This is a genomic window from Paractinoplanes rhizophilus, from assembly GCF_042664765.1.
Classification (GTDB): Bacteria; Actinomycetota; Actinomycetes; order Mycobacteriales; family Micromonosporaceae; genus Actinoplanes; species Actinoplanes rhizophilus.
In genome coordinates this window covers 1-25276 of the sequence record NZ_JBHTBJ010000060.1, presented here as the reverse complement: position 1 = coordinate 25276, position 25276 = coordinate 1, and the positions used below count along the sequence as shown (strand labels likewise).

24 protein-coding genes are annotated in these 25276 nt (G+C 73.3%); 9 read left to right on the top strand and 15 right to left on the bottom strand.

From position 1 onward, the window contains the following. The first annotated feature begins 171 nt into the window (after positions 1-171). Positions 172-1578, top strand: coding sequence for a hypothetical protein (locus tag ACFQS1_RS38045; protein ID WP_378977457.1), 1407 nt, complete (start codon positions 172-174; stop codon positions 1576-1578). Between the two features lie 3 nt (positions 1579-1581). On the opposite strand, the gene ACFQS1_RS38040 is transcribed toward ACFQS1_RS38045, so the two are convergent. Beyond that, complete coding sequence (locus ACFQS1_RS38040) at positions 1582-2109, bottom strand: snapalysin family zinc-dependent metalloprotease (protein ID WP_378977455.1); 528 nt, start codon at positions 2107-2109, stop codon at positions 1582-1584. A 181-nt stretch (positions 2110-2290) separates the two neighbouring features. Here ACFQS1_RS38040 and ACFQS1_RS38035 point away from each other — a divergent pair, with 181 nt between their 5' ends. Then, positions 2291-3229: an aldo/keto reductase gene (locus ACFQS1_RS38035; protein ID WP_378977453.1), complete on the top strand. Its 939-nt coding sequence runs from the start codon at positions 2291-2293 to the stop codon at positions 3227-3229. 78 nt (positions 3230-3307) lie between these two features. Here ACFQS1_RS38035 and ACFQS1_RS38030 read toward each other — a convergent pair whose 3' ends face one another. The 6 genes from ACFQS1_RS38030 to ACFQS1_RS38005 all read right to left on the bottom strand — a co-directional run bounded on the left by ACFQS1_RS38030 (position 3308) and on the right by ACFQS1_RS38005 (position 8306). Continuing rightward, on the bottom strand, positions 3308-4183 hold the full coding sequence (locus ACFQS1_RS38030) for an LLM class flavin-dependent oxidoreductase (RefSeq protein WP_378977451.1): 876 nt from the start codon (positions 4181-4183) through the stop codon (positions 3308-3310). 450 nt (positions 4184-4633) lie between these two features. Further along, on the bottom strand, positions 4634-4795 hold the full coding sequence (locus ACFQS1_RS38025) for a hypothetical protein (protein ID WP_378977449.1): 162 nt from the start codon (positions 4793-4795) through the stop codon (positions 4634-4636). Between the two features lie 35 nt (positions 4796-4830). Continuing rightward, positions 4831-6120: a mannitol dehydrogenase family protein gene (locus tag ACFQS1_RS38020; RefSeq protein ID WP_378977447.1), complete on the bottom strand. Its 1290-nt coding sequence runs from the start codon at positions 6118-6120 to the stop codon at positions 4831-4833. Positions 6121-6162: 42 nt separating this feature from the next. Next, positions 6163-7419, bottom strand: coding sequence for a cellulose-binding domain-containing protein (locus ACFQS1_RS38015; protein ID WP_378977445.1), 1257 nt, complete (start codon positions 7417-7419; stop codon positions 6163-6165). Between the two features lie 79 nt (positions 7420-7498). Next, positions 7499-8059, bottom strand: a complete 561-nt coding sequence (locus ACFQS1_RS38010; protein WP_378977443.1) for a TetR/AcrR family transcriptional regulator — start codon at positions 8057-8059, stop codon at positions 7499-7501. Between the two features lie 43 nt (positions 8060-8102). Next, a complete protein-coding gene (locus ACFQS1_RS38005; protein WP_378977441.1) occupies positions 8103-8306 on the bottom strand; it encodes a ferredoxin in 204 nt (67 codons plus the stop codon). A 283-nt stretch (positions 8307-8589) separates the two neighbouring features. On the opposite strand from ACFQS1_RS38005, the gene ACFQS1_RS38000 reads away from it, so the two are divergent. Together ACFQS1_RS38000 and ACFQS1_RS37995 are read left to right on the top strand one after the other, a co-directional pair. Next, positions 8590-8874 carry a hypothetical protein gene (locus ACFQS1_RS38000; protein WP_378977439.1) on the top strand — a complete coding sequence of 95 codons (285 nt, stop codon included), beginning with the start codon at positions 8590-8592 and terminating at the stop codon, positions 8872-8874. A gap of 82 nt (positions 8875-8956) precedes the next feature. Then, positions 8957-10372: an SDR family NAD(P)-dependent oxidoreductase gene (locus ACFQS1_RS37995; protein WP_378977437.1), complete on the top strand. Its 1416-nt coding sequence runs from the start codon at positions 8957-8959 to the stop codon at positions 10370-10372. Positions 10373-10450: 78 nt separating this feature from the next. Here the strand turns inward: ACFQS1_RS37995 and ACFQS1_RS37990 are convergent, their stop codons facing one another. The 7 genes from ACFQS1_RS37990 to ACFQS1_RS37960 all read right to left on the bottom strand — a co-directional run bounded on the left by ACFQS1_RS37990 (position 10451) and on the right by ACFQS1_RS37960 (position 18226). Beyond that, positions 10451-11035, bottom strand: coding sequence for a hypothetical protein (locus ACFQS1_RS37990; RefSeq protein ID WP_378977435.1), 585 nt, complete (start codon positions 11033-11035; stop codon positions 10451-10453). A 111-nt stretch (positions 11036-11146) separates the two neighbouring features. Further along, a complete protein-coding gene (locus ACFQS1_RS37985) occupies positions 11147-11950 on the bottom strand; it encodes an SWIM zinc finger family protein (protein ID WP_378977433.1) in 804 nt (267 codons plus the stop codon). A gap of 30 nt (positions 11951-11980) precedes the next feature. Further along, positions 11981-15082 (bottom strand): DEAD/DEAH box helicase, encoded by a 3102-nt coding sequence (locus ACFQS1_RS37980; protein WP_378977431.1) that lies wholly within the window; start codon positions 15080-15082, stop codon positions 11981-11983. Further along, positions 15079-15504 (bottom strand): DUF5990 family protein, encoded by a 426-nt coding sequence (locus ACFQS1_RS37975; protein WP_378977429.1) that lies wholly within the window; start codon positions 15502-15504, stop codon positions 15079-15081. The genes ACFQS1_RS37980 and ACFQS1_RS37975 overlap by 4 nt, the downstream gene beginning before the upstream one ends. Positions 15505-15548: 44 nt before the next feature. Further along, positions 15549-16784, bottom strand: a complete 1236-nt coding sequence (locus ACFQS1_RS37970; RefSeq protein WP_378977427.1) for an ATP-grasp domain-containing protein — start codon at positions 16782-16784, stop codon at positions 15549-15551. 39 nt (positions 16785-16823) lie between these two features. Beyond that, positions 16824-17837 carry an alpha/beta hydrolase gene (locus tag ACFQS1_RS37965; protein ID WP_378977425.1) on the bottom strand — a complete coding sequence of 338 codons (1014 nt, stop codon included), beginning with the start codon at positions 17835-17837 and terminating at the stop codon, positions 16824-16826. 53 nt (positions 17838-17890) lie between these two features. Next, the gene (locus ACFQS1_RS37960; protein WP_378977423.1) at positions 17891-18226 is read right to left on the bottom strand and encodes an STAS domain-containing protein; all 336 of its coding nucleotides are present in this window, start codon (positions 18224-18226) and stop codon (positions 17891-17893) included. Positions 18227-18374: 148 nt separating this feature from the next. On the opposite strand from ACFQS1_RS37960, the gene ACFQS1_RS37955 reads away from it, so the two are divergent. Together ACFQS1_RS37955 and ACFQS1_RS37950 are read left to right on the top strand one after the other, a co-directional pair. After that, the gene (locus ACFQS1_RS37955) at positions 18375-19928 is read left to right on the top strand and encodes an amino acid permease (RefSeq protein ID WP_378977421.1); all 1554 of its coding nucleotides are present in this window, start codon (positions 18375-18377) and stop codon (positions 19926-19928) included. After that, the gene (locus ACFQS1_RS37950) at positions 19925-20776 is read left to right on the top strand and encodes a universal stress protein (RefSeq protein WP_378977419.1); all 852 of its coding nucleotides are present in this window, start codon (positions 19925-19927) and stop codon (positions 20774-20776) included. The genes ACFQS1_RS37955 and ACFQS1_RS37950 overlap by 4 nt, the downstream gene beginning before the upstream one ends. A gap of 124 nt (positions 20777-20900) precedes the next feature. On the opposite strand, the gene ACFQS1_RS37945 is transcribed toward ACFQS1_RS37950, so the two are convergent. After that, on the bottom strand, positions 20901-21791 hold the full coding sequence (locus tag ACFQS1_RS37945) for a serine/threonine-protein kinase (protein ID WP_378977417.1): 891 nt from the start codon (positions 21789-21791) through the stop codon (positions 20901-20903). An 85-nt stretch (positions 21792-21876) separates the two neighbouring features. Here ACFQS1_RS37945 and ACFQS1_RS37940 point away from each other — a divergent pair, with 85 nt between their 5' ends. The 3 genes from ACFQS1_RS37940 to ACFQS1_RS37930 all read left to right on the top strand — a co-directional run. Further along, positions 21877-22962, top strand: a complete 1086-nt coding sequence (locus ACFQS1_RS37940; RefSeq protein WP_378977415.1) for a M20 family metallopeptidase — start codon at positions 21877-21879, stop codon at positions 22960-22962. A gap of 639 nt (positions 22963-23601) precedes the next feature. Further along, a complete protein-coding gene (locus tag ACFQS1_RS37935; protein WP_378977413.1) occupies positions 23602-24540 on the top strand; it encodes a glycosyltransferase family 2 protein in 939 nt (312 codons plus the stop codon). Positions 24541-24543: 3 nt separating this feature from the next. Next, positions 24544-25276, top strand: a 733-nt coding sequence (locus ACFQS1_RS37930) for a glycosyltransferase family 2 protein (protein WP_378977411.1), incomplete at its 3' end; no start/stop codon positions are given.

The window sequence follows — 25276 nt, the reverse complement described above, 5'->3', positions numbered from 1 at the left end:
ACCAAGAGTGACACGCCCGCTCCAAGTCGGCTCGGATCGGGCGACGGCCGCCCGGTGGCCCGCGCCGCCCGGTGGCCGGTGCTCGCGCCGCCTGGGTGGCCGCCCGGGCGCGGCCGGGCCCATCCGGAATGGGGTCGCCGGATCGGCGGCTCGGTGGCAGCATCGGCAGGCATGGGAGACCGGCCCGCGCCCGTGGTGATCCGCCGGTGGGCGTCCGGCCGGCCGCGCGGCGTGCCGCACGTCGAGATCGCCTGCGACGAGTCGGGCTTCGCCGGCGGCAATCTGGTCGGCGGGCACGCGCCGGTGCTGGCGCACGCCTCGGTCCGCATCGACGCGGAGACCGCGGCCGCGGTGATGGCCGGCCTGCGCGCTCGGATGGCCGGCGGCCCGCGGGGCGAGCTCAAGGCGGGCGCCGTGCTGCGGCGCCCCGCCCTGGCCCGCGAACTGCTCGCCCCCGGCGGGCCGCTGGCGGGCGCGGCCCGGGTCCACCTCGTCGACACGGTGTATTTCGCCCTTGCCCGCCTGGCCGACCTCCTGATCCCGGCCGACCTCCCCGCCCCCGCCGGCATCCTGATCCCGGCCGACCTGCCGGCCCCCGCCGACCTCCCAGCCCCGGCCGACCTCCCGGCTCGCGCCGGCCTGCCGGACCCCGCCGAGCTCCCGGCCCCGGGCTTGCTCGGCATGGCCACGCTCGGCACGGGTCTTCCGGGACGCAGCCCGGCCGCCCGCCACGCCGCGCGCGTGCTGCGTGCCCGCGGTCCGGCCGTCTACGGCCCGGAGCGGTGGCGGCGTTTCCTCATCAGCGCTTCCGACCTCATGCGCACCAACAGCCGCTGGACGGCGCCCGAGCCCGTCGCACCCTTCACCGCCGCGCTCGACGACCTGCTCGCCACGCCCGGCGAGGTCGCCGACGTGCTGCGCCCGATGCGCGACCGGCTGCCCGCCGCGGTGGCCGCCCGGGCCGCGCTCAAGGCCGATCCCAAGCTACCCACCCTGCTGGAGCCGGTCGTCCCGGCGCTCGCCCGCGCCGTCGCGATCTGGGCGCCGAGCGACGGCACGCTCTCGGTGGTCCACGACGACCAAACGGCGGTGACCCCCGAGCGGATCGCCACGATCGCCGCCGGCACCGCGCTGGTCGAGGTCACCATCGTCGATTCCCGCACCGACCCGCGGGTCCAGGTCGCCGACCTGCTGGCCGGTATCGCCCGCCGGGTCGCCAGCGACCACCTGGCCGCCGCCACCGACCACCTGGCCGCCGCCACCGACCACCCCGCGAGCCCCCAGTCGGCCGCCGTCACCCACAAAGCGAGCGAGCACCCACCCGCCGCGACCCCCAGCGCGAACACGCGCCCGGCCCCCGCAAACCACAGCGCGAGCACGCGCCCGGCCCCCGCAAACCACAGCGCGAGCGAGCACCCTGCCGCCGCGACTCACAGCGCGAGCGTCCACCTGGCCTCCCTCACGATGCTGCTTCGGCCGCTCATCGATCCCGGCTCGACCTGGGCCGACGCCGCCAGCTGGACGGCGCTGACCGCGGCGGAGGCGCCGGCCACATCGCCGCCGGCCTCCGCCGCTTGAGGCTCAGCCGGCGATCTGCCACACGTACGTCTGCGGCGCCTTGACCGACGCGGACCGGAAGTTGGCCTCGACCGCCCTTGTCTCGGCGGCGCTGGGGTTGGCGTTCGTGCAGGAGACCGGGGCGCTGCTGCCCGACATCAGGTCGGAGCAGAGCCCGGTGCGCCGGTCGGGCAGTCCGAGGATGTGCCCGAACTCGTGGGCCGCGATCCGCGGCGGGTAGTAGCCGTCGTTGACCGCCTCGCGCCCCATCCACCACCGGCCGTTGCCGAGCGAGGTGGTCTGGGTGCGGGGCCAGCCGTTGTCGGCGTACACCCGGATGTTCGGGGTGCGGCCGGCCGGGACCGGCCGGAGCTGGACGTTCGCGACCCGGGCGTTCCAGATGGTGGCGCCCTGGTTGACGACGGAGACGAACTCCTGCGCCTGGCTGGCGTCGTAGTAGAGGATCCGGGGCGCGGCCTGGGCGGGGGTGGCACCGGCCGCGACGAGCGCGAAGGCGGCCAGGAGTGCGGCCGCCCACCTGCGGAGATGCATGGTTCCTCCTCGTGTCGGGGGTGCCATGACTATAGATGGGCATCAATTCAAGCGGACATATCACTTCGCCCCCGGGAGCGGCGGGATGACAAGGGCCTGACGAAGGCCCGACGAGGGCTTGAGGTGGAGCGCGCTCCAGGTTCTAGGTTCGATCGCAGGACGACATCGGGGAGGATCCACCATGGACACCAGGGAATTCGGGCGGCTCGGCCGGATCAGCGCGCTCACCCTCGGCGGCGGCGGCATCGCGGGCGTCTGGGGGCGCACCGACCGCGCCGAGGCGGTCGCCACCATCCGCGCGGCGCTGGACGCCGGGATCACCATGCTCGACCTCGCGCCCAGCTACGGCGTGGACGCCGAGTCGGAGCGCGCGGCCGGCGAGGCGCTGCGAGCCTCCGACGAGGTCCTGGTCACGACGAAGGTGCAGCTGCCGGACGGCCAGGGCGACATCCGCCGCAGCCTGCACGACAGCCTCGCCCGCCTGCGCCGCGACCACGTCGACCTGTTCCTGCTGCACACCCACCTGCTGCCCCGGGACGGGTCGTCGACGGTCCCCGGCAACATCACCTGGCGGCGTTACCGCGACGAGGTGGTGCCGGAGTTCGAGCGGTTGCGCGGCGAGGGCCTGATCCGCGCCTGGGGCATCACGGCCATCGGCCATCCGGACGCGGTCACCGACGCGCTGCGCGAGGCCCCGCGCCCCGAGGCCGCGCAGGTCGTGGTCAACGCCATGGACATGACCGGCGACCTGTGGGGCTTCGACGGCGTGGCGCCGGCCAACGACGCCATCCTGCGGGTGGCCAACGGCAACGGCGTCCCGGTCGTCGGCATCCGCGCGGTCGCGGCGGGCTCGCTGACCGCGTCGCTCGATCGCGACCTGCCGGCCGATCACCCGGCCGCCGTGGACTTCGCTCGGGCCGAGCCGTTCCGCAAGCTGGCCGCCGAGCTGGGCGAGACGCCGGCGGCGCTGGCGCACCGCTACGCGCTGACGGTCCCGGGCGTGGCGACGGTCGTGCTCGGCGTCAAGAATCGCGAGGAACTGGCCGAATGCGTGGCGGCCGAGGCGCGGGGACCGCTGCGCGACGAGGAGCTGCGCGCGCTGGTCGCGCTCAAGTCCTAGATCGCGTACGGGGAGGGCCGGTCGCCGGTCGGCCCTTCTCGGTGGTCGCGGCGGCCCGCGCGGCCGGCGCCGCCGACGTCAGCCCCGGACCAGCTCCAGGATCGTGTCCATGGCGGCCAGCTTGGCGGCGCCCGTGCCGAGCAGGTCGTCGGGGATGATCAGCTCGTCGAGGCCGATCGCGCGGTACTCGGCGATCGCGTCGGCCAGCTTCGACCGGCTCCCGCCGATCACCGGGGTCGCGCCGAGGCCGTCCGGGATCGGGCCGTCCACGGCGACGAGTGCTTGAGCCGTACGCGAAATCGCTTTTGAATCTCTTCCGATCTCGGCGCAGAACCGGTCCAGCACGTCGGACTTGTGCTTGATCACCGACGGCAGGCCCCAGGCGTTCCACATGTCCGCATATTTCGCGACAATGCCGAGCATCCGTTGCTCGCCCTTCGCCCCGATCAGCAACGGCAAGGGGTTCTGCACCGGTTTCGGCTCGCAGACCGCGTCCACCACCTCGTAGTACCTGCCGCGGACGGTGGTGCGCGGCTCCCGGAGCAGGCCCAGCATGACCTGCACCGCCTCCTCGAAGCGGTCGATCAGCTCGCGCTTCGGTGGCAGCGTGATCCCGTACTCGCGGTGCTCGTTGACCTGCCAGCCGGCGCCGACCCCGAGGACGAACCGCCCGTCGCTGATGTGATCGACGGTCGCCGCCATGTTCGCCACCACGGCCGGATGCCGGTACGTGTTGCCGTAGACGAGCGTCCCGATCCGCACCCGCGGCACGGCCGCCGCGAGGGCCGCCACCACCGAGCCGCACTCCAGGATCGGCCCGGTGTCGTCCTCGTCGTTGGGCATGAAGTGGTCGGCGAACCAGACGCCGTCCCACCCCGTGCCGGCCGCGTGCCGGGCCATCGACAGCACCTCGGCGAAGGAGTGCTCGGCGCCGGGCCAGATAGAGATCCGCATGACGCGGAGCTTACGGCCGGCCCTCCGGGAGGGCGATCGTCGAGGCGCCGATCCGAGCGAGGCCCGGAACACGACGAGCCGCCGGACTTCGGCTGTCCCGGACGGAGCTCGATCAACTCCACGCCCGGGCGCTCTCCCCGCCGCGGCCCAGGACGCGGGATCTCACGATGCGGCGGCCACTCTCACTGAGCGGGCCGCTTTCCCAGATGATGGCAGCGTGTCCCGCGTGCTTGGACGGCATGTCCAACTCATGGGAACGAGAACGGACGAGCGCCGGATATTCACGTTATGTCCGGCGCACCTGATCGAGAGCGGCTCGCGCTGATGAGTTGCGGTTCGCAACAAACCGGAATTTATCAAGATCTCTGAGGCAGCGCGCGACAGCGGGGCAAGGCACGACAGCGGGGCAGCGCGCGACGGCGAGGCAACCCGCCGCACGCGAAGTCGGGGCTACACGGGGGTGCCGGGTGGGGACTTCAGCAGCGACGCCGCCTCCGGCAGGTATCCGCCGCGGCCGGACCGCAACGCCTGTGCGGCCAGCCGGATCAGGTCGATGTTGACGCCGGCCGCCCCGCCCGGGTCGTGCACCTTCAGCTTCACGTCCAGGCTCACCGGCGTCTCGCCCCAGCCGCGCGCGGCTGCCGGGGTCAGGCGCCGAGCGTGGCCTTCTCGACCGCCGCCGCCAGCGCCTCGTCCCCCGCGAGGTCGGGCGCCAACAGCAACAGCACATCGCGTACGTCGCCGGCCCGCTCCCGGAACGGCGCCGCCCCCGCGTCGTCGACCGGAGCGCCGGCCCCGCGCAGATGGTCGATCCACGCCGCCAGGATCCGCACCGCGCCGGGCGGGATCCGGCCGGCCGCCATCTCGCCCCGCAGCACCGGCAGCACCCGGATCGGCACCTTCTGCGAGCCGTCCGCGGCGATCTGCGCGAGCGTGTGCCGGATCCGGCGGTTGCCGAAGCGGGTCAGCAGCGCCGCCCGGTACGCCGCGATCTCCGCCGGCGGCAGCGGCACGTACCGCGCCGCCTCGTCCCACCATTGCGCCAGCCAGGCGCGGCACTCCGGGTCCGCGACCGCGTCGGCCACCGTCTCGTGGCCGCGGGCGCTCCCGGCGTACGCAAGAAGGGAGTGACCACCGTTGAGCAGCAGGAGTTTCCGTTGCTCGTGCGGGGTGACGTCGGAGACGAACCGCGCTCCCCCGCCCTCCCAGGCCGGCCGTCCGGCGGGGAAGACGCCGCTGAGCACCCACTCGGTGTACGGCTCGGTGACCACCGGCACGGCATCGTCGAAACCGGTCAGCTCGGCCGCCGCCCGCACGTCCTCGCCGGTGCTGCGGGGGGTGATCCGGTCGACCATGGTCGTCACGAACGAGACGTTGTCCCGGATCCACGGGACGAGCGCGGGCTCGGCCTGCGTGGTGAAGTCGAGCAGCACCCGGGCGACCGCCTCGCCGTTGGCCGGCAGGTTGTCGCACGGCACGATCGCTATCGGACCGGCGCCCGAGATGCGCCGCTCGGCCAGCCCGGCCATGAGCCGGCCCGGCACGGTGCGCACCGGGTCGCCGCGCCGCCACGCGCTCACGTCGTCGGCGGCGCGCCGCTCGTCCAGGCCGCCGCCGGCGCCGCGCAGATAACCGGCCTCGGTCACGGTCAGGGTCACGACGGCCGTGCGGGGTGCGGCCAGGTGCTCCCGCCACGCTTGGTGGTCGTCCGACGCGTACGCCGCCCGCACCGCGCCGATGATCTCGGCCTCGTCGTGCTCGGGCCCCCGGACGAGCAGCGTGTACCGCCCGTGCTGGGCGTTGAGCGCCGCCGCCGCGCCCGGGGAGCGGCCGGTGAACGCCGCGATCGGCCACTCCCCGGCGTCCGGCGCGACCGACGTGTACCACGCCTGGTGCGCCCGGAAGAAGTTGCCGAGCCCCACGTGCACGATGCGCATGGCTCCATCGTTGTGTGCCGCGGCGGGCCCGGCAACCGGATCTCAGCAGCCGTTGCGCATCGCGCTCACGGCCACGTCGTCGTACCAGAGGGTGTCGGCGCCGGAGCCGTAGCTCTCCCAGCCGAGCCGGAGGTCGGTGAGGCTGGGCCGCCAGGTGCGGTTGAGCCACTGGCCGTCGACGTCGTGGGTGGCGACGCCGTCCTCGAGCAGGCCGGGCACCGACGTGCCGTTGAGCCAGGTCTCGATGGTGCCGTCGCGGCCGTCCACCTTGAACTCGACGCAGTTCCACGTGTTGACCGGCAGCGGGGCCGACAGGGCGACGCCGGCCGGGCTCTGCTCGGGCAGGGTGGCGTCGTCGGACGCGCGGTTGAACTGCAGGGCCCCGTTCTGGCCGCCGAAGCGCAGGTCCCGGCCGCCGTCGTTGGCGTCGCGCATGGCGACCGCGGCGACGTGCGCGGCCGGGAGGGCGGTGGTGTGCCGCACCCAGTAGCGGACGTACCAGACGTTGCTGGTGGTGCCGAGGATCGCGGTGCTGCGCACGAAGACGTGGTTGCAGTAGCCCTCGGCGCCGTTGACCCGCAGCGAGGTGGACCCGCTGTGCGCGACGCTCCGGTCGATCGCCGCGCTGCCGGCGCCGGAGCAGTCCGGATAGGTGACGGCCCAGTTGCCGCCGGGCGTCGTGCCGGTCTGGTTCTCGAAGCCGTCGCAGACCCCGGTGGGCACGCAGTTCTGGGCGGGCGGCGTGGTCGGTGGGGTGGTCGGCGGCGTCGTGGGCGGCGTGGTCGGCGCGGTGGTGGGCGGCGTGGTCGGCGGGGTGGTGGGTGGCGTGGTCGGCGGGGTTGTCGGCGGCAAGGTCGGCGTGGTCGGCATCGTCGTGGGGGCGCTCGTGGGCGTCACGTCCGGTCCACATGCGACCCCGTTCAGCGCGAACGCGGCCGGGGCCGGATTGGCGGCCGCCCAGGTGCCCTGGAAGCCGAAGCTGGTCGAGGCGCCGCTGGCGAGGTTGCCGTTCCAGGCCACGTTGGTCGCCGTCACCGCGCTGCCGGACTGGGTCACGGTCGCGTTCCAGGCGTTGGTGACCTTCTGGTCGCCGGCGTACGCCCAGGTCACCGTCCACGACGTGACCGCGGCGCCGAAGTTGGTCACCTGCACGTCCGCGGTGAAGCCGCCGGCCCACTGATTGACCTTGTAGTCCACCTGACAGGCCGCGGCCGCGGTGGCGGCCTGGGCGAAGGCCACGACCATGCCCGCGCCGGCCATCGCGGTCACCACACCCAGAGCCAGAACTCGTCGCCGCATCGGCTTCCTCCGTCGTCGTGATTTGGGAGCGCTCCCATATATCGACGATCGTAGTTATGTTTCGGGAGGATGAAAAGCGTTACGCCGGCGCGGGGTTTCGCTGGAACGCGTCGAGCAGCGACTCGATCTCGCGTTCCAGCGCGCCCAGCGCCGCCGGATCGCGGGCCAGCAGCAGCCCCGCCTCGGCGAGCGCGCCGCGCAGCACCGACAGCCGCGCCTCCACGTCCCGGTCGCCGGTCGCCTGCTGCAGGCCGCGGCGCAGCAGGTCGCCCACGTACGCGTCCTCGACCGCCCGCAGCTGCTCGGGGCCGAGCACCGCGGGACCGTCGATCAGCAGCATCCGCCGCACGCCGGCGTCCCGATAGGCGTCGAGCATCACCGCGCACCCGGCGCGCAGGGCGTCCCACCCGATCCGCACCGAGGAGGCGGAGACGAACCGCTCGGCGAGCCGCCGTTGGCGGAACACCAGGGCGCTGCGGAACAACGCCGACTTGGTGCCGTAGCGGTGGTGGACCGCGCCGCGGCCGACCCCGGCCAGCCTGGCCACCTCGTCCACCGACGTGGCGGCGTACCCCTGCCGCCCGAACGTCTCGGCCGCCGCGAACAGCAGCGAGTCGTCGGCCTCCCCCAGCGCACGCATGAACCACAAGCTATCGAGGTGACTGAATGTATGTCAGAACTTCTCACTCCGTGGTGGCGACCAGCCGGATGACCGCGGCCGGGCAGCTCCGGACGGCCAGCTCGACCGCCGCGCGCAGGGATTCGGGCGGCGAGCCGTCGAGGACGACGACCACCGCCTGCTCTTCGTCCTGCCCGAAGACGGCGGGCGCGGTCAGCGCGCATGTCCCCGAGCCGATGCACAGGCTAGTGTCGACCGATACCTTCATGGGGCAGCTCCCGTGCTCCACGGTGGGCGAACCTCCCAACACTGCCCGTTATCACGACGCTCGTCAATACGTGTCGCGGCGAAAGAGGCAAAAGACGTTTGGGTCAGTCGGCAAACCGACAGTACAAGGGAAATGTCCGGACGGACAGTCCACCGCGGACCGGTGAGGGTCAATAGTGAGGCGCGGCCACGAGTCGTCCGGGTCCGGTCGACAGCCGGCCGGGCGGCGGCACGACACGGTGGTCTCGCTCGCACAGCGACCCGGGGTGGAGGAGATGGTCACGGTGACGAATGCGGTTGTTTTCGTGCAGCCGGACAGATTCGAGGTGAACGCGGCACGATGCCTCGATTACTGCGCGGTCCGGCGCTACGCGGTGGCCGGCCTCATCTGCGGCGACTGGCCCGCGGCGCTGCGGATGCTCAAGGACGGGCTGGCGTCGGTGATCGTGGTGTCGTCGCCCGCGCAGCTCGACCCCGATCGCGAGCCGCGCGTCGAGGTCGTGCCCAAGCGGCTCAACTCGCGCCGCCACGCCACCCGCCCGGTCGCGCGGATGGCGACGCTCACGTAAAGCGGGCGACTTCGCGGCCGATCAGAGGGGCTCAGTAGAGTTCCCCGGGTAGGCCACCACCAGCGAAGGAGACCGGACGGAAATGGCGGGCGACGCCGACAAGAGCGCGGGGCTGGACCCCGAGCGGCTGGCGATCTGCCTGGCCGTCCTGGCCGAGGCCGAGATGCTCCCGCCCGAGCATCCGGACGCGGTCGCCGTCCGCCGGGCCACCGCCGGGCTGTTCAAGACGGTCAAGCTGCAGCGCCGCCGCGAGCGGCGCGAGGCGATCCTCGCGGCCGACCGGGAGGTCACCGAGGCCACCGCCACCGGCGCGCCGGGCCGCATCGACGACGAGACGGCCGGCATCCCGCTGCGCACCACCATCACCGGCGGCACGGCCGGCGTCCTGCGACAGGCCCGCGGCTGCTACATCTGCAAGCAGCGCTACACCGTGGTCGACGCGTTCTATCACCAGCTCTGCCCCGGCTGCGCCGCCGTCAACCACGCCAAGCGGGACGCCCGCACCGATCTGACCGGTCGCCGGGCCCTGCTCACCGGCGGGCGCGCCAAGATCGGCATGTACATCGCGCTGCGGCTGCTGCGCGACGGCGCCGACCTCACCATCACCACGCGGTTCCCGCACGACGCGGTCCGCCGCTACGCGGCGATGCCGGACAGCGCCGACTGGCTGCACCGGCTGCGGGTGGTCGGCCTCGACCTGCGCGACCCGGCCCAGGTCGTCGGCCTCGCCGACGCGGTCGCGGCGCGCGGGCCGCTGGACATCCTGATCAACAACGCGGCCCAGACCGTACGCCGCACGCCCGGCGCCTACGCGGCGATCGCGGCCGCCGAGCGCGAGGCGCTGCCCGACGGCCCGCTGCCCGAGCTGGAGTACTTCGGCACGGCCGGGGTGTCGCCGGCGGCCGTGCTCACCTCCGGCGCCGCGTCCTCGCTGAGCGCCCAGCAGGTCACCGAGCTGGCGCTGGTCGCCCGCTCGGCCGCGATCGACGCCGGCGGGCTGGTCCCCGACGTCACGCCGACCAACAGCTGGAGCGACCGGGTCCACGAGGTCGACCCGCTGGAGCTGCTGGAGGTGCAGCTCTGCAACGTGACAGCGCCGTTCATCCTGGTCAGCCGTCTGCGCCCGGCGATGACGAGGTCGTCGTTCGCGCGCCGCTACGTGGTGAACGTCTCGGCCATGGAGGGCATCTTCGCCCGCGGGTACAAGGGCGCCGGGCACCCGCACACCAACATGGCGAAGGCGTCGCTGAACATGCTGACCCGCACCAGCGCCGCCGACATGTTCGCCGACGGCATCCTGATGACCAGCGTCGACACCGGCTGGATCACCGACGAGCGGCCGCACCCGACCAAGGTACGGCTGGCCGGCGAGGGCTTCCACGCCCCGCTCGACCTGGTCGACGGCGCGGCCCGGGTCTACGACCCGATCGTTCGCGGCGAGCGCGGCGAGGACGTGTACGGCTGCTTCCTCAAGGACTACGCGGCCGTCGCCTGGTGACGCTGCCGCCGCCCGGCGGCACGAAACGAGCCACACCCGATCGGGTGTGGCTCGTCCGGTCATGCGTCGCTGAGCGGATCAGCCGCGCAGGCCCTGGTGGCTGCCCGGCCCGAAGTTGTCGTTGCCGCCGCCGTCGTCGTTGCCGCCGTCGTCACCGTCGTTGTCGTGGTGCTTGTGGTGGCCCTTGTGGTTGTTGTTGCCCCAGCCGTTGTTGCCCCAGCCGTTGTTGCCCCAGCCGTTGTTGCCCCAGCCGTTGCCCGGCCATCCCCAGTCGTGGTCCCAGTTGCCGTGACCCGGCCACCAGCCGCCGACCCACCAGCGGCCCGGCCAGTGCCCCGTCCATCCGTGTCCCCAGTCGTCGAAGTCGACGACCAGGGCGACACGCGTCCGGAACGCGCCGGCGCGGACCGGGATGCAGTCGTAGTCCTCCCAGTAGCCTTCGTCCTCGCCGAATTCGCCGGCCCGCTCGCACATCCGCCAGCTGCGGAAGTATCCGACGAGCCGGTCGCCCCGGTCGCTGCGCGCCTGAGCGTTGGCACTGCCCTCCGACCGCGCCGCCCCCTGGCCGGTGCCGGAGGCGGCCATAGCCGGTCCCACGCCGACCGTGACGCCCGTTACCAGGCCGAGGCCGGTCATCATAAGCATCCGGGTAAATCGGTTCATGTCACACCTTCTCTTGACAAAGAGTTATGCCTTGACAAGGAGACCATGGACACGGTAAGTGACCGGCCGGTTTCACAGGGTATGCCCCGATCGTGGAAGAACGGACTCCGCCTATTCTTCGGGCATGGCGAGGTACGCCGGCCGCAGCAGGTCGGCAACGGGACGACCGTCATGCGAGAGCGGCGGCGGATCAAGCTGATCGAGCAACGCGTCGGGTCTGGTGACGGCCCCCGGCCGCCCATCGACCGCGGCGGGCGGCGCGGGTTCCCCGCCCCAGAACTCCTCGAACCACTCTTTCCCCGAACCGGATGAACCGGAAACATCCGAAAGGTCGGGCAAGCCGGCGCCGGGCGCCGGGCGCGCCGCGGACCGCGCGGCCTCGTGGGCGTCCAGCGCCACCGACGCGCGCAACTCGCGCAGATGCAGCAGCAGCTCGTCGCGATGCCGCCCGCGCCAGGCGAAGACGCCGAACGGGTCCTCCTCGAACGACCGCGCCAGCGCGTAACACGTCGCCGCGAGGTGCACGCAGGGCATCGGCCACCGCTCGCAGGTGCAGTCCATCGCCACCTCGTCCAGCGACAGCGGCACCAGGCTGAGCCCCGCCGCCGCGAACACCTCACCGATCCCGGCCGGCATCCGCCCCGCCAGCAGCCCGGCCGCGAAGCGCGCCTCGGCCACCAGATCCCGCTCGACCCGCGCCCACTCCGAGGCCCCGAACGACCGCACCGCGATCCGCGACCGGAACGCCGTTGGATCCTCCGGCCCGCGCACCAGCGCCACCACGAGGCTCCCCGAGATGGTCAGCTGCCGCACATGCCCGGCCCGCTCGTCGCGCCGCCCGCGGGCGAACGTCGGCCCCATCCGCAACGACTCGAAGGTCCCGAGAAACGCGAGCGCCAGCCGATCGTCAGTCATGGCGCCACCCGGGCCGGCGCCGAAGCAAAGTCAGTCAACGATCGCCTCCGGGGCCAGTCGGACGAGCTCCCGCAGCTCCGCCGTGTCGAGCGCGGTCAGCCACCCCTCCCCGTTGCCCACGACCCGCTCGGCGAGCACGCCCTTGCCGGCGAGCAGCCGGTCGATGCGCTCCTCGAGCGTGCCCAGGCAGACCAGCGTGTGCACCTGGACGTCGCGGCGCTGGCCGATGCGGTAGGCGCGGTCGGTGGCCTGCGCCTCGGTGGCCGGGTTCCACCAGCGGTCGACGTGCACCACGTGGTTGGCGGCGGTCAGGTTGATGCCGGTGCCACCGGCCTTCAGCGAGAGCACGAAGACGCCGGGGCGGGGGTCGTCCTGGAACTCCGCGACCATCGCGTCGCGGTCGGCGCGCGTGGTGCCGCCGTGCAGGTACCGCACCGGCACGCCGAAGCGGGCCGCCAGATGAGGCGTCAGCATCGCGCCGAACTTGGCGAACTGGGTGAAGCACAGCACGCTCTCGCCCTCGGCCAGCGCGCCGTCGAGGATCTCCTCGAGCCGTTCGAGCTTGCCGGAGCGGCCGGGCAGCGGCGAACCGTCGCCGAGCAGCAGCGCCGGGTGCACGCAGGCCTGTTTCAGCTTGGTCATCGCGGCCAGCACGATGCCCTTGTTCCACTTGTCGGTGCTCTCCGCCAGGCGCGTCGTCATGTCGTCGAGCACCGCGCGGTACAGCGTCGCCTGCTCGGTCGTCAGCCCGCACAGGTGCCGCACCGCGCGCTTGTCGGGCAGGTCGGCGATGACCGTGGGATCGGATTTCACCCGCCGCAGCAGGAACGGCCGGGTGGCGTGGCGCAGCCGGGCGGCCGCGTCCTCGTCGCCGAAGCGCTCGATCGGCACGGCGAACCGCGCCCGGAACGTGTGCGGCGACGCGAGCATGCCCGGATTCAGGAAGTCGAGGATCGACCACAGCTCGGCGAGGCGGTTCTCCACCGGCGTACCCGTCAAGGCGATGCGCATCCGCGAGCGGAAGCGACGGACGGCCTTGGCCACCCCGCTACCGCTGTTCTTGACGTGCTGCGCCTCGTCGAGCACCACCCGGTCCCACTCCAGGGCGGCCAGGTCGTCGGCGTCGCGCACGGCGGTGGCGTAGGTGGTGAGCACCAGGTCGGCGCCGGCCAGCGTGGCGGGGGCGGGCCGCTCGGCGCCGTGCAGCACCTTGACGACCAGCGACGGCGCGAAGCGCTCGCACTCGCGCTGCCAGTTGCCGAGCACCGAGAGCGGGCAGACCAGCAGGGCCGGTCCGGCCCGCCGATGCAGCAGCAGCGCCAGCAGCTGCACGGTCTTGCCCAGCCCCATGTCGTCGGCGAGACAGGCGCCCAGCCCGAGCCCGTCGAGAAACGCCAACCAGGAAAAACCCCGTTTCTGGTACGGCCGCAGCACCCCGGCCAGGCCCGCGGGCTGGTCGAGCAGTTCCAGCCGCCGGTCGAGCTCGCCGGACAGCAGGTCGGCCAGCCAGCCCTTGCCGCCGACCGCGGTGACCGGCAGCGGCAGCTCCTCGGGCGGCAGGAGCCGGATCGTGCGCAGCGCCGCGCCCGCGGTCATCGAGCCCCCGCCGCGCTGGAGGAACCGCAGCCCGGCCGCGAGATGGCCGGGATCGAGGTACACCCAGCGCCCGCGCAGCCGCACCAGCGGCACCTTGGCCTGGGCGAGGTCGGCCAGCTCGGACTCGGTGAGCGACTGCCCGCCGACCGCCAGCCCCCACTGGTAGTCGACCATGTGCGCCAGGTCGGCCGCCTCGTCGCGCAGCACCGGCGGGACCGGGTCGCGGCCGCGCAGCTCGAGCGAGAGCCCGAGCCCCTGCCGTTCGCGCCACCAGGCGGGCAGCAGCACGCCGTAGCCGGCCTCCTCGAGGACGGCGGCCTGGCCGAGGAACGCGTGCGCCTCGGCGGTGTCGAGCACCATGTCGACCGGCCGGGGCACCCGCAGCGCGGCCTGCAGGCCGGGGTAGAGCCGGGCGGCCCGCCCGAGCCCGCCGAGCAGCCGCTCCTGCGGGTGCCGCGTCCAGCGGCGCAGCGGCGCGTACTCGTCCCGCCAGATGTCGGCCGCGGTGACCAGCGCGCTCGGCTCGTCGACGGCCTGCAGCAAGAACTCGAGCAGCCAGAGATCACGCCCGCCGGAAGCGACCCCCGCCTCGGCCCCGCCGGAGCCCCGGGCGCCGGCAGCCAGGTCGGAAACATCGACCGCCGAGCCGGCAACGCCGGCATCCGGGCCGGCAACGCCGGCATCCGGGCCGGGAACGCCGGCATCCGGGCGGGGCGGCTGGGTGGCGGTCGTGGCGTCGGTCGCGTCCGGCTCCTCGTCGAGCTCGTGCAGGTGGCTCAGCCGGAAGCAGAGCCGCACCGCCGCGCCCGAGGCGGCGCTCGCGTGCCAGGCGTCGAGCCGGTCGGCGAGCTCGTCGGCCAGCGCCGGCGCGGCCGTGAAGGAGGGATCGCCGGTCAGCGCGGCCAGCCAGCCGTCGCCGATCTCGACGCCGGCCACCGCGAGCCGGGTGCGGACCAGGCCGTCGACCAGCCGGTGCAACGCCGTGGCCAGGACGTCGGCGGCGGGCAGGCCGCCGGTCGCGGCGCGGCAGGCGGCCGGCATGCGGCGCAGCAGGTCGCCGTGGTGGATCGCGTCGAAGCCGGTGAGCACCGGCCGCCACCGGGCGATCGGCCCGTGCGGCAGCACCGACGGCAGCACCCGCCCGCGGCGCACCAGATCGGCCGCGAACGCGCACAGCTCGATCAGCCACCGCGTGGAGTGCCCGGCCCGCCCGTCGAACTCGTCCACCAGGTCGTCGTCGACGAACGGCACCGACACGGCCGGCACCTGCCACGCTCGCGGCCGGGGCGTCCCCCGCCGGGGCGCGAGCCCGAGCTGCGGCGACGGCAGCGGCCCCGCGCTGGTCGACGGCAGCACGACGGTGGCGTGCGCGAGGTGCTCGCCCCAGGGCAGCCGGTCACGCTCGACCGCGAACGGGTGCCCGCTCCCCCGCCGGAATTCCCACGACATGTCCGACTCGCCCCAGAGACAGAGCGCACCGTCGGCCGCCACGAACCCGTGCAGCACCCGCACCCCGGCCTGGACAGCAACGGTCATCGCAGCGTCCAGACGATGTCGGGCGGGCGGACCCGGGCACACACCGGATCGCCGTACGCGTCGGAAAGCCCCAACTCGCCCACCAGGACGCCGCCGCCCTCGAACGCGGCGCGCAGCACCGGTGTCGGGATGTCGCCGAACATCAGCTTGGCCCGGCGGAACATCTCGAAGCCGGACCCGGACACGTTGCCCCAGCTCAGATAGAGGAACCGGGCTCCCGGCCGGCCGTGCACGAACGGCCCGCCGACGTCGAGCAGCCCGTCGATCTCGCGCGCGGTCACCTCGAGCTCCCACGCCGCCGCCGGGGCCGTCACCGGCACGCGCTCGACCACCTCGGCCTTGCGCTGCACACCCACGTGCACGTTGCGCAGCCGGAGCTCGTCGCCCGCCGGCAGGTCGCGTCCCTCGATCCGGATCAGCACGGTTCCGACTGTAGGCCGGGGGTCTGACAGAACCGGAACGGGACTCAGCCGTTGTCCCGCACCCAGGCGTCGATCAGGCCGCCGAAATGGCCCTCGAACTTCTCGTGCTCGTGCACCGGGTACGTGGCGCGGATCGTCTCGCGCAGCAGCGAGCGGAACTCCTCCGAGCTGACCCAGTCGTGGACCATCTCGTCGACGTGCGGCAGGCAGGTCTCGCAGAACTCGCGGTAGCGGTCGGTCTCGAAGTACTCGTCGGCCAGGCGGCGGTACTCGGCCAGCTTCTCGGCGTAGGACAGCGACTCGTCGTCGCCGATGGCGAAATAGCGGGCCGTGTCGGTGTCCAGGCGCGGCCTGCGGCCGGTGACCACGCAGAAGACCGTCCAGCGCAGCAGCGCGGCCATCGCCCACGGGAAGTAGTAGTGCAGCGAGGTGATGGCGACGTCGGGGCAGGCGTTCGCGTAGTCGATCGGGTGCACGTCGCCGCCGCGCACCAGCGACTCGCAGGAGTTGAACTCCCAGCGGAAGAACGCGTTGACCAGGCGCGAGATGGTCACCACCTCGTGGCCGGTCTCGGCCGACAGGAAGCCGTGGTCCACCTCGTACCGGGCGTGCATGGGCTGCTCGGGGCGGAACTTCATGACCATCGTCTCGGGGCCGATGGTCAGCGAGCGGGCGAACACGTCGTACCCCTCGACCGCGGCCTGCAGGTGCATCAGCCGTTCGCCGGAGGCGTCGTAGGCGGCGTGCAGCTCCTGCGGGTTGCGGATCCGGGACACGCCGACCCAGGCGCCGCCGTCGTAGGGCTTCATGAACATCGGATAGCCGACCTGCTCGGCCGTCCGGTCCAGGTCGAAGGCCTGGTTGTAGCGCGCCGCGGTGTAGGCGTACCGGGAGTTGTCGAGCGGATTCTTGTACGGGACCAGCACCGTCTCGGGCACCTTGAGGCCGAGCCGCATCATCGCGCAGTAGGCGGCGTGCTTCTCCATGGACTGGAACGTGAACGGGCTGTTCAGCAGGTACACGTCGTCCATCAGGGCGATCTTCTTGAGCCACTCGCGCGGGTGGTAGTACCAGTACGCGAGCCGGTCGATGACCAGGTCGTGCCGGGGCTTGTACCGCAAATTGAACGGCTCGATGGTGACCCGCTCCGAGATGGCGCGGTGGGTCCGGCCGTCCGGGCCGGTGACCACGCCGAGGCGGCGCAACAGCGCCTCGTACGCCCGCGGCCAGTCGTCCTCGGTGCCCAGCAACAGTCCGATGGTGTGCTCGACGTCCGCCACGTCGTCCTCCCGAGGGGTGCGAAACGAGGGGTGAGACAGCTAGGGCCACACGCGCCGCAGCAGCGTGGTCAGGTGCGGATCGAGCGCGTCGCGCCAGCCGATCCAGTTGTGCGCGTCGCGGTTCGGCACGAACGTGACCTCGTACCCCTGCGCGCCCAGGGCCGCGGCCATGCTGCGGTTGTTGGCCAGGTTCTCCTCGACCGTGCCGCAGGTCAGCGTGGCCGGCACGCCGGGCCCGGAGGCGGCGCGCAGGACCCGCCCCACGAACCGGGTGATCCGCTGGTAGCGCGCGAAGCCCGACTCCTGCGGGTCGAACCGGCGCTGGAAGAAGCTGCCCGACTGCAGGAACAGGCCGGCGAACAGCTCCGGCGCGTGGCGCTGGGCGTGCAGCATGGCGAGGGCGCCGAGGCTGGCGCCGGCGCCGACGACCGGCGCCGGGGCGTCCAGTTCCGCGCGCAGGGCGGGCAGGGTCACGGTGGTCAGTTTTTTCGCGTACGGGGTGGAAGCCGAGTAATTCTCGAAGCGGTCGGGTGCGGGCAGCAGCACGAGGTGGAACGGCGCGATGCGTCCGGCCGCCAGGGACGCGGTCACGTACCGGCCGAGCTCCGCGTACTTGTCGTAGTCGGGGCCGTCGTGGGCGACCAGCATCCGGTCGGTGGGGCAGGCGGGCGACCAGACCCGCGCGTCGGCCGAGCGGGCCTCCCGCCACTGCCCGCCGGCCGGGGGCAGGTGCAGCCAGTCGGGCTCGCGGTAATCGGGGCACCAGAGCACCGACGACTCGCCGAAGCCGCCCGGGGCGCGCCGCGGGTTGCCCTGGTCGCAGACCGTCTCGCGGCGCCCGTCACGGTGGGTCAGCTCGAGCCGGTACTCGATGCGGGCCGCGTCCGGCCGGGGCAGCCGCAGCTCCCAGTGCTTGCGCTCGGCGGCGTACGTGAATTCCGGGGAGCCCAGGACACCGCAGATCAGCCGTACGCCCGCCAGCTCTTGATCTTGATCGGGGAGCCGGAAGCAGACCGCGCCGCCGTCACACCACGCCCCGGCGACCCGTTCCATGACCGCACATTAGCCGCCGCCGCACGATCGCGCGCGCGAAACCGGGGCGGGGGTCAGGGGGTGAACGACTGCGTCGAGGACGAGGACGGCGGCAGGCCGAACATCTCGGCCAGCCCGGTCACCCGGAGTTGATGGTGGACGAACTCGCTGGGGTTGCGCAGCACGAACCGGGTGCCCGTCTCGCGGGCCGTGTTGAACCCGCTGACCAGCATGCCGACGCCCATCGAATCCATGAAGACCACGAAGGTCAGGTCGACGATCAGCGCCACCGGGCGCTCCCGCTGGAGCGTGCCGGTCAGGGTCTCGCGCACGGCGTCCACGGTGGCCGCGTCGAGGCTGCCACGCACGTCGACGACGATGGTCCCGTCGGCCTGCCGACGTGTCGTCACCGCCGCCTCTCCCATCGCCCCACGGTACAACGGCCGTCGCTCGCGCCGCAGGCGGGCGCGGCTTTCGGCACCCTCTCAACTTGCGCAGTGTCACCGGATGAGCACAAGGTGAGACCGGAGGTCGCCGCTGCCGGAGGTGGGTGAACCCGTGACAACCGACAAACCTGGAATCTTCGCGGTACGGGACGTGCGCTCGCTGATCACCGAGACCGCCGAGGAGGGGCACGGCCTCAAGAAGGCCGTCGGCGTGACCCAGCTGACCGCGATGGGCGTCGGCGCCATCATCGGCACCGGCATCTTCGTGGTGATCGGCAAGGGCGCCGGGATCGCCGGGCCCGCCGTCGTGCTGTCCTTCGTGCTGGCCGCGGTGGCCTGCGCGTTCTCCGCGCTGTCCTACGCGGAGCTGGCCTCGTCCATCCCGGTCTCCGGCAGCGCGTACACGTACTCCTACGCGACGCTCGGCGAACTGGTCGCCTGGATCATCGGCTGGGACCTGATCCTGGAGTACGGCGTGTCGGTGGCCGCCATCGCGGTCGGCTGGGGCGGCAACCTCAACGCGTTCCTCGACGCCGCGTTCGGCTGGGCCCTGCCGGACGCGATCGCCAAGTCGCCCTCGGACGGCGGTGTGTTCAACCTGCCCGCCGTCGTCGTGGTCCTCGCGATCACGTTCCTGCTGGTGCGCGGGGTCACCGAGAGCGTGCGGGTCAACCTGGTGATGGTCGTCATCAAGCTGATCGTGCTGCTGTTCTTCATCGTCGTGGCGTTCGCGAACTTCAGCACCGCCCACTTCACCCCGTTCGCCCCGGCCGGCGTGGACGGGGTGACCAGCGCCGCGGCGATCATCTTCTTCGCCTACATCGGCTTCGACGCGGTCTCCACCGGCAGCGAGGAGGCCCGCAGGCCGGAACGCGACCTGCCCTGGGCGATCATCGGCTCGCTGCTGATCTGCACGGTGTTCTACGTGCTCACCGGGATCGGCGCGCTCGGCATCGCCTCCCCCGACCAGATCAAGGACAGCGACGCGCCGCTGGCCGCCGCGCTCGACCAGGGCGCCGGCATCGGCTGGGCGGCCGGCGTCCTGGCGCTCGGCGCGGTCATCGCCATCACCAGCGTCGTGCTGGTCATCTTCTACGGCCAGACCCGGATCATGTTCGCGATGTGCCGCGACGGCCTGATGCCGCAGCGGCTGGCGACGGTCAACCAGCGCTACGGCACGCCGGCGATGCTGACCATCGGCCTCGGCGTGCTGATCTCGATCCTGGCCGCGCTGGTCCCGCTCGGCGCCATCGTGGAGCTGGTCAACATCGGCACGCTGTTCGCGTTCGTCCTGGTCAACATCGGCGTCATCATCCTGCGCCGGACCCGGCCCGAGATGCCGCGGCCGTACCGGGTGCCGTGGTCGCCGGTGCTGCCGCTGATCGGGGTGGCGTTCGCGGTCTACCTGATGAGCGACCTGCCGTGGGAGACGTGGGTGCGGTTCGTGGTGTGGCTCGCGGTCGGCATCGTGATCTACGCGGTGTACGGGTACCGGAACTCGCGGCTGCGCAGCGAGCCGGTGGGCACGCCGGGATGGGCGCGCGACCACCCGCCCGGTACGCCTTCGTCGGGATCGCCTTCGCCCGGATCGCCTTCGCCCGGGACGCCTTCGCCGGGCGAGCCTTCACCCGGGTCGCCGGATTCGGGGCGGGGTGATCAGTCGTGACCGGGCCGGTGATCGCCGGGGCGCCCGGCGCCGGGGCGCTCGCGCTGGGCCGCTGGGCCGCGGAGACGCTCGGCGTCCCGCTGATCGTGGCCGTGGTCCATCCCGCGCCGTCCGCGCTCGGCTCCGGACGGGTCGACGCCGAATGGGTGGCCGACCGCCACCGCGCCGCCGAGCAGGTCCTCGACGCGGCGCGCGCCGTCCTCGGCGGGGCCGAGGCGTCGTACCGCTCGATCGCCTCCTCCTCGGCCGCGCACGGCCTGCACGACCTCGCCGAGGAGGTGGGCGCCGCGCTGATCGTGGTCGGCTCGGGCAAGGACGCGCCGCGCGAGCGCCTCTATCCGGGCAGCACCGCCGATCGCCTGCTCTCCGGCAGCCTCTGCCCGGTGGCGGTCGCACCCGCCGAGCTGTCCGCCGCGCCCGGCTCGCTGGGCGTCATCGGCGTGGCCTATGTCGACACGCCGGACGGACGCGCCGCCCTCGCCGAGGCCGCCCGGTTCGCCGCCCGGCTGGGCGCCCGGCTCCGCCTGTACACCGTGGTGGCCACCGGCGACGCGGCGAAGCCGTTCCTGATCGGCGAGGACGCCGAGCGGGCCTTCCTGGAGACCGCCCGGGAGATCTACGAGCGCTCGCTGGAGGCCGCGGTGGCCGCGGTGCCCGCCTGCGACGCCGACTGGCGCGTGCTGCCCGGCGAGGTGGTGGACACGCTCGCCGAGCTGGACGAGGTGGACGTGCTGTTCTGCGGCTCCCGCGGCTACGGCCCGGCGCGCCGGGTGCTGCTCGGCGGCGTGTCGGCGCGGCTGATCCGGCGGGCGCGCCGCCCGGTGGTGGTCGTGCCGCGCAGCGGCTGATCACACGGAGGCGGCGCGTCCGGCGCGCGGAAGGTGGCGCGGCGCGCGGAAGGTGGCGCGGCGCGCGGAAGGTGGCGCGGCGCGCGGAAGGTGGCGCCGCGCGCGGAAGGTCGGAGCGGTGGTGCTAGGGCGCGCGGTGGCGGCCGGCCTTCGAGGTGGGCTCGTCGGCCCAGTCGGTCACCACGATGGGGGCCAGGTCGCGCATCGGGACGTAGACCCGGGCGTCCACCGCCTCGCCCAGCAGCAGCGCGGCCACCAGCGCCGTCGGCCGTTCGGCCGGCTCCTTCGACAGGCAGCGCGAGCACAGGTCGACCACCTCGGGCGGCAGGCCGGCGATGTCGGGCAGCGGCTCGGGGTCCAGCTTGCAGGTGGCCTCGACCAGCTCGGTCGGCGTCGTCGCCGTCCACGGCAGACGGCCCGACAGGCACTGATAGAGGAGCGTGCCGAGGGCGAACATGTCGGTCGCCGGGGTGGCGGGGTGCCCGGCGAACCGCTCCGGCGCCACGAAGGCCGGGGTGCCCATCACCGGGCCGTCCGGGTCGGGATCGGCGGCGCCGACCGCGGCGGCGATGCCGAAGTCGAGGACCTTCGCGCCGGACGGGGTGAGCATGATGTTGCCGGGCTTGATGTCCTGATGGACGACGTGCTCGGCGTGCGCCGCGGCCAGCCCGGCCGCGACCTCGGCGCAGATCCGCACCGAGATCCGCCAGTCGAGCGGGCCGTTCGCCAGATGGGCGCCCAGCGTGCGGCCCTCGACCAGCTCCATCACGATGTACGGCTGGTCGGCCGAGGTGCCGAAGTCGTGCACGCCGGCGACGTTGGGGTGGGCCAGCCGGGCGGCGGAGCGGGCCTCCGCGCGGACGAGATCTATGGGGATCTCCTGGCCCGGCGCCATCACCTTGACGGCGACCGGGCGGTCGAGGACCTCGTCGTGCCCGTGCCACACCTCGGACATACCGCCCCGGCCGATGCGACGCACCAGGTGGTATCGGTTGCCGAGGGTCCGCGTCGCCATGAGCGGCCGGTACCCTCCGCGCCACCGCGACAAACGTGGTCTTGACGGCGGGCGTGGTCTTGACGGCGGGGGAATCCTGAAGGGCATGACGCCGTGGACGGACCGTCTCGCCGAACTGATCGCGATCCGCTCGACGGCCGACCGGCCCGGCGAGCTGGCGCGGGCCCTCGAGCTGGTGATCGGCGAGGCGGGGCCGGGCTTCGCCGTGCGGCGGTTCGAGTCCCACGGCAAGCCCAGCGCGCTGTTGCGTCCGGCCGGGGGTGGCGACGAGCTGCGGGTCATCCTCAACGCGCACCTGGATGTGGTGCCGGCGCCGGACGAGCAGTTCGCGCCGCGACGGGACGGGGATCGGCTCTACGGGCGCGGGGCGCACGACATGAAGGCGGCCGCGCTGGTGATGACGTCGGTGTTCCGCGCGGTCGCGGCGCGCCTGGCGTACCCGATCGGGTTGCAGCTTGTCACCGACGAGGAGGTCGGCGGGCCGGACGGAACGGGGCACCAGCTCGCGCGGGGCGTGCGGGCCGGCTTCGTGGTCATCGGGGAACAGAGCGGGCTCAAGGTGGTGAACGAGTCCAAGGGCATCTGCCACGCGCGGCTGGCGGCGACCGGGCTCGCGGCCCACGCCGCCTATCCGTGGCTCGGGGAGAACGCGGTGCTGGCGCTGACCGCGGGCGTCGGCCGGCTCCTGGAGCGGTATCCGGTGCCGGCCGCGGAGGCGTGGGCCACCACCGTCAACGTCGCCCGGATCGCGACGCCGAACCACGCCTTCAACCAGGTGCCGGCGGCCGCGGAGGCGTGGCTGGACATCCGCTATCCGCCGGCCGACCCGGACTTCGAGGGCCGCACCCGGGCCGAGGTGGCCGCGCACCTCGGCAAGGTCACCGGGCTCACGGCCACCGTGGCGGAGCTGGGGCCGCCGCACTTCGCCGACCCGGCCGGGCCGGGGGTGGTGGGGCTGCGGGCGGCGGCGCGGTCCGTCGGTCATTCCGGAGACCTGCTGCGCAAGCACGGCGCCGCGGACGGGCGGTACTACCACGCGCTCGGGATCGACGCGGTGATCTTCGGGCCGGGCGGGGACGGGCAGCACGGGCCGGCCGAGTACGTCGACCTGACCACGCTGATGCCGTACCACGACGCGCTCGTGACGTTCCTGCGCGACTACCGGCCCTAGGGTCGGCGTGCCGGCGGCGAAAAGAATGGCGGAGTCCGTCCTTGTGGGACGAGCCCCGCCACCGACAGTGCGGCCGTTTACCGCGCACACCTTGCGTCAGGCAGAGACGCTAAGCCACCCGCATCGGGGCGATTCGCGCACCCCCACCTATGGTGATGACGCTCTCACCAGGGCGGACAGGCGGCTCAGCGGCCGGGTACCAGGCGGCGCCACCAGCCGGCCCGGCGGAAGCGGGGGCACTGGTCCGGCCCGCACAGCGCGCACTCGGTGCCGCGGCGGTGGTGCTCGTGCGCCCGGTGCGGATGGCCACAGACACAGAGGGCGTTTTCCGATTTCATCGCTTCACCAACGGTGACGGAGCCCGAAAGCTACGGGCAGCGGCGGACAGGGTCCTCACCGTAACCCCCGCTCCCTCACGCTTCGTAATGTTCACCGTCGGTGACCTTGATCACTCCCCGGGCGCCGGCCGACGGAATTTGTGACTGAAAGTAATCAGTGGGACGGTCGTGACCAGGGCCAAAATCCTGGCAGTTGACGCTCCGTAATGTCGTGCTTAACGTGGTCCCGGAGCGAACGACATGCGGATCCCCCGAATCCGCCCGGTAGGAGTCGATTCGCGAGCCCGGGAAGGGGCCGACGATGAGGCCTACTCATACAGAGCGTTACGGCTATTTGTCACCCACGGTAAGCGTTGTCATCCCGGCGCTCAACGAGGAGCGCAACCTCCCGCACGTCCTCGCCGCCCTACCGGCCGGCCTCCACCAGGTGGTGCTGGTCGACGGCGGCTCGGTCGACCGCACCGTCGCCGTCGCCCGCGAGCTGCGCCCCGACGTGGTCGTCGTGCGCCAGACCCGCACCGGCAAGGGCAACGCCCTGGCCTGCGGCTTCGCCGCCAGCACCGGCGACATCATCGTGATGATCGACGCGGACGGCTCGACCGACCCGGCCGAGATCCCGTTCTTCGTCCGGCGGCTGGTCGACGGCGCCGACTTCGTCAAGGGCTCGCGCTTCTCGCACGGCGGGCGCAGCGACGACATCACCCCGCTGCGCAAGCTCGGCAACGATGGGCTCAACCTGGTGGTGAACGCGCTGTTCGGCACCCGCTTCACCGACCTCTGCTACGGCTACAACGCCTTCTGGCGCAGCGTCGTCCCGACGCTCGGCCTGCCGGACATCCGGCTGCCGCGGCCGGCCGGCGGCGGCAAGCTGTGGGGCGACGGCTTCGAGATCGAAACGATGATCAACATTCGGGCCGCGGCCGGCGGCCTGCGGGTCGGCGAGGTGGGCAGCGTGGAGCACGCCCGCCTGCACGGCGAGAGCAACCTCAACACCGTCCGGGACGGCTTCCGGGTCCTGCGCACGATCCTCAGCGAGTACGGCCGGGCCCGCTCCCGCCGCCGGGCCGCCACCGAGCCCCGCGGCCACCGCGCCCCGATCGACCACCAGCGGATCACCACCGAGTCCCGGGGCCGCCCGGTCAACCGGCCCGCCATCGGCGCCGTGCCGCTCGACCGCAACGTCACCACCCGCCGCCGCACGGCTGCCGCCCGCAAGCCGCTGCCCGTCTTCGAGGACTGAGCCGTGGACCACCCCCGAGTGACGGTCGTCGTCACGGCCGGACCGCCGAGCCGCTGGCCCCAGCTGACCCGCGCGGTCGCCTCCGCCCGCTCGCAGACCCACCGGCCCGCCGAGGTGGTGGTCGTGGTCGACCACGACACCGCGTACTTCCGCCGGGTGCGCCGCGACCTGGCCGGCGCGACGGTCCTGGCGAACACGTACGCTCCCGGCCGCGCCGGCAGCCGCGACACCGGCGCGTTCCTCGCCCGGACCGAGCTGATCGCTTTCCTCGACGCCGACGTGGTCGCCGATCCGCACTGGCTGGCCCGGCTCGCCCGCGCCTTCGCCGACCCGGCGGTGGTCGGCGCCGGCGGCGGCCTGCACCCCGACTGGCCCGACCGGCGGCCGCGCTGGCTGGCCGACGAGCTGATGTGGACGGTCGCGCCCGGCGGCCCGGCCGGCATGGTCGTGCGCCGCGCGCCGTTCCGCGAGGCCGGCGGCTTCGGCCGACGCGAGGCGGAGCTGCCGGCCCGGATGCGGGTGCTGACCGGCGGCCGCTGGCGGCACGTGCCGGACGCGGTGCTCCGCCACGACGTGCCCCGCGGCGCCGCCTCGTTCGGGGAGTTCCTGCGGCGCTGTTTCCACGGCGGCCGCCCGGCGGCCGGGCCGATGCCGGCGGCGGTGGCCCGCCACGTTGAGCCCGCCGTGCGCGGCCGCGTCGGCGGCGGCGCCTGGCGGGCCGGCGGCGCGCTCGCCG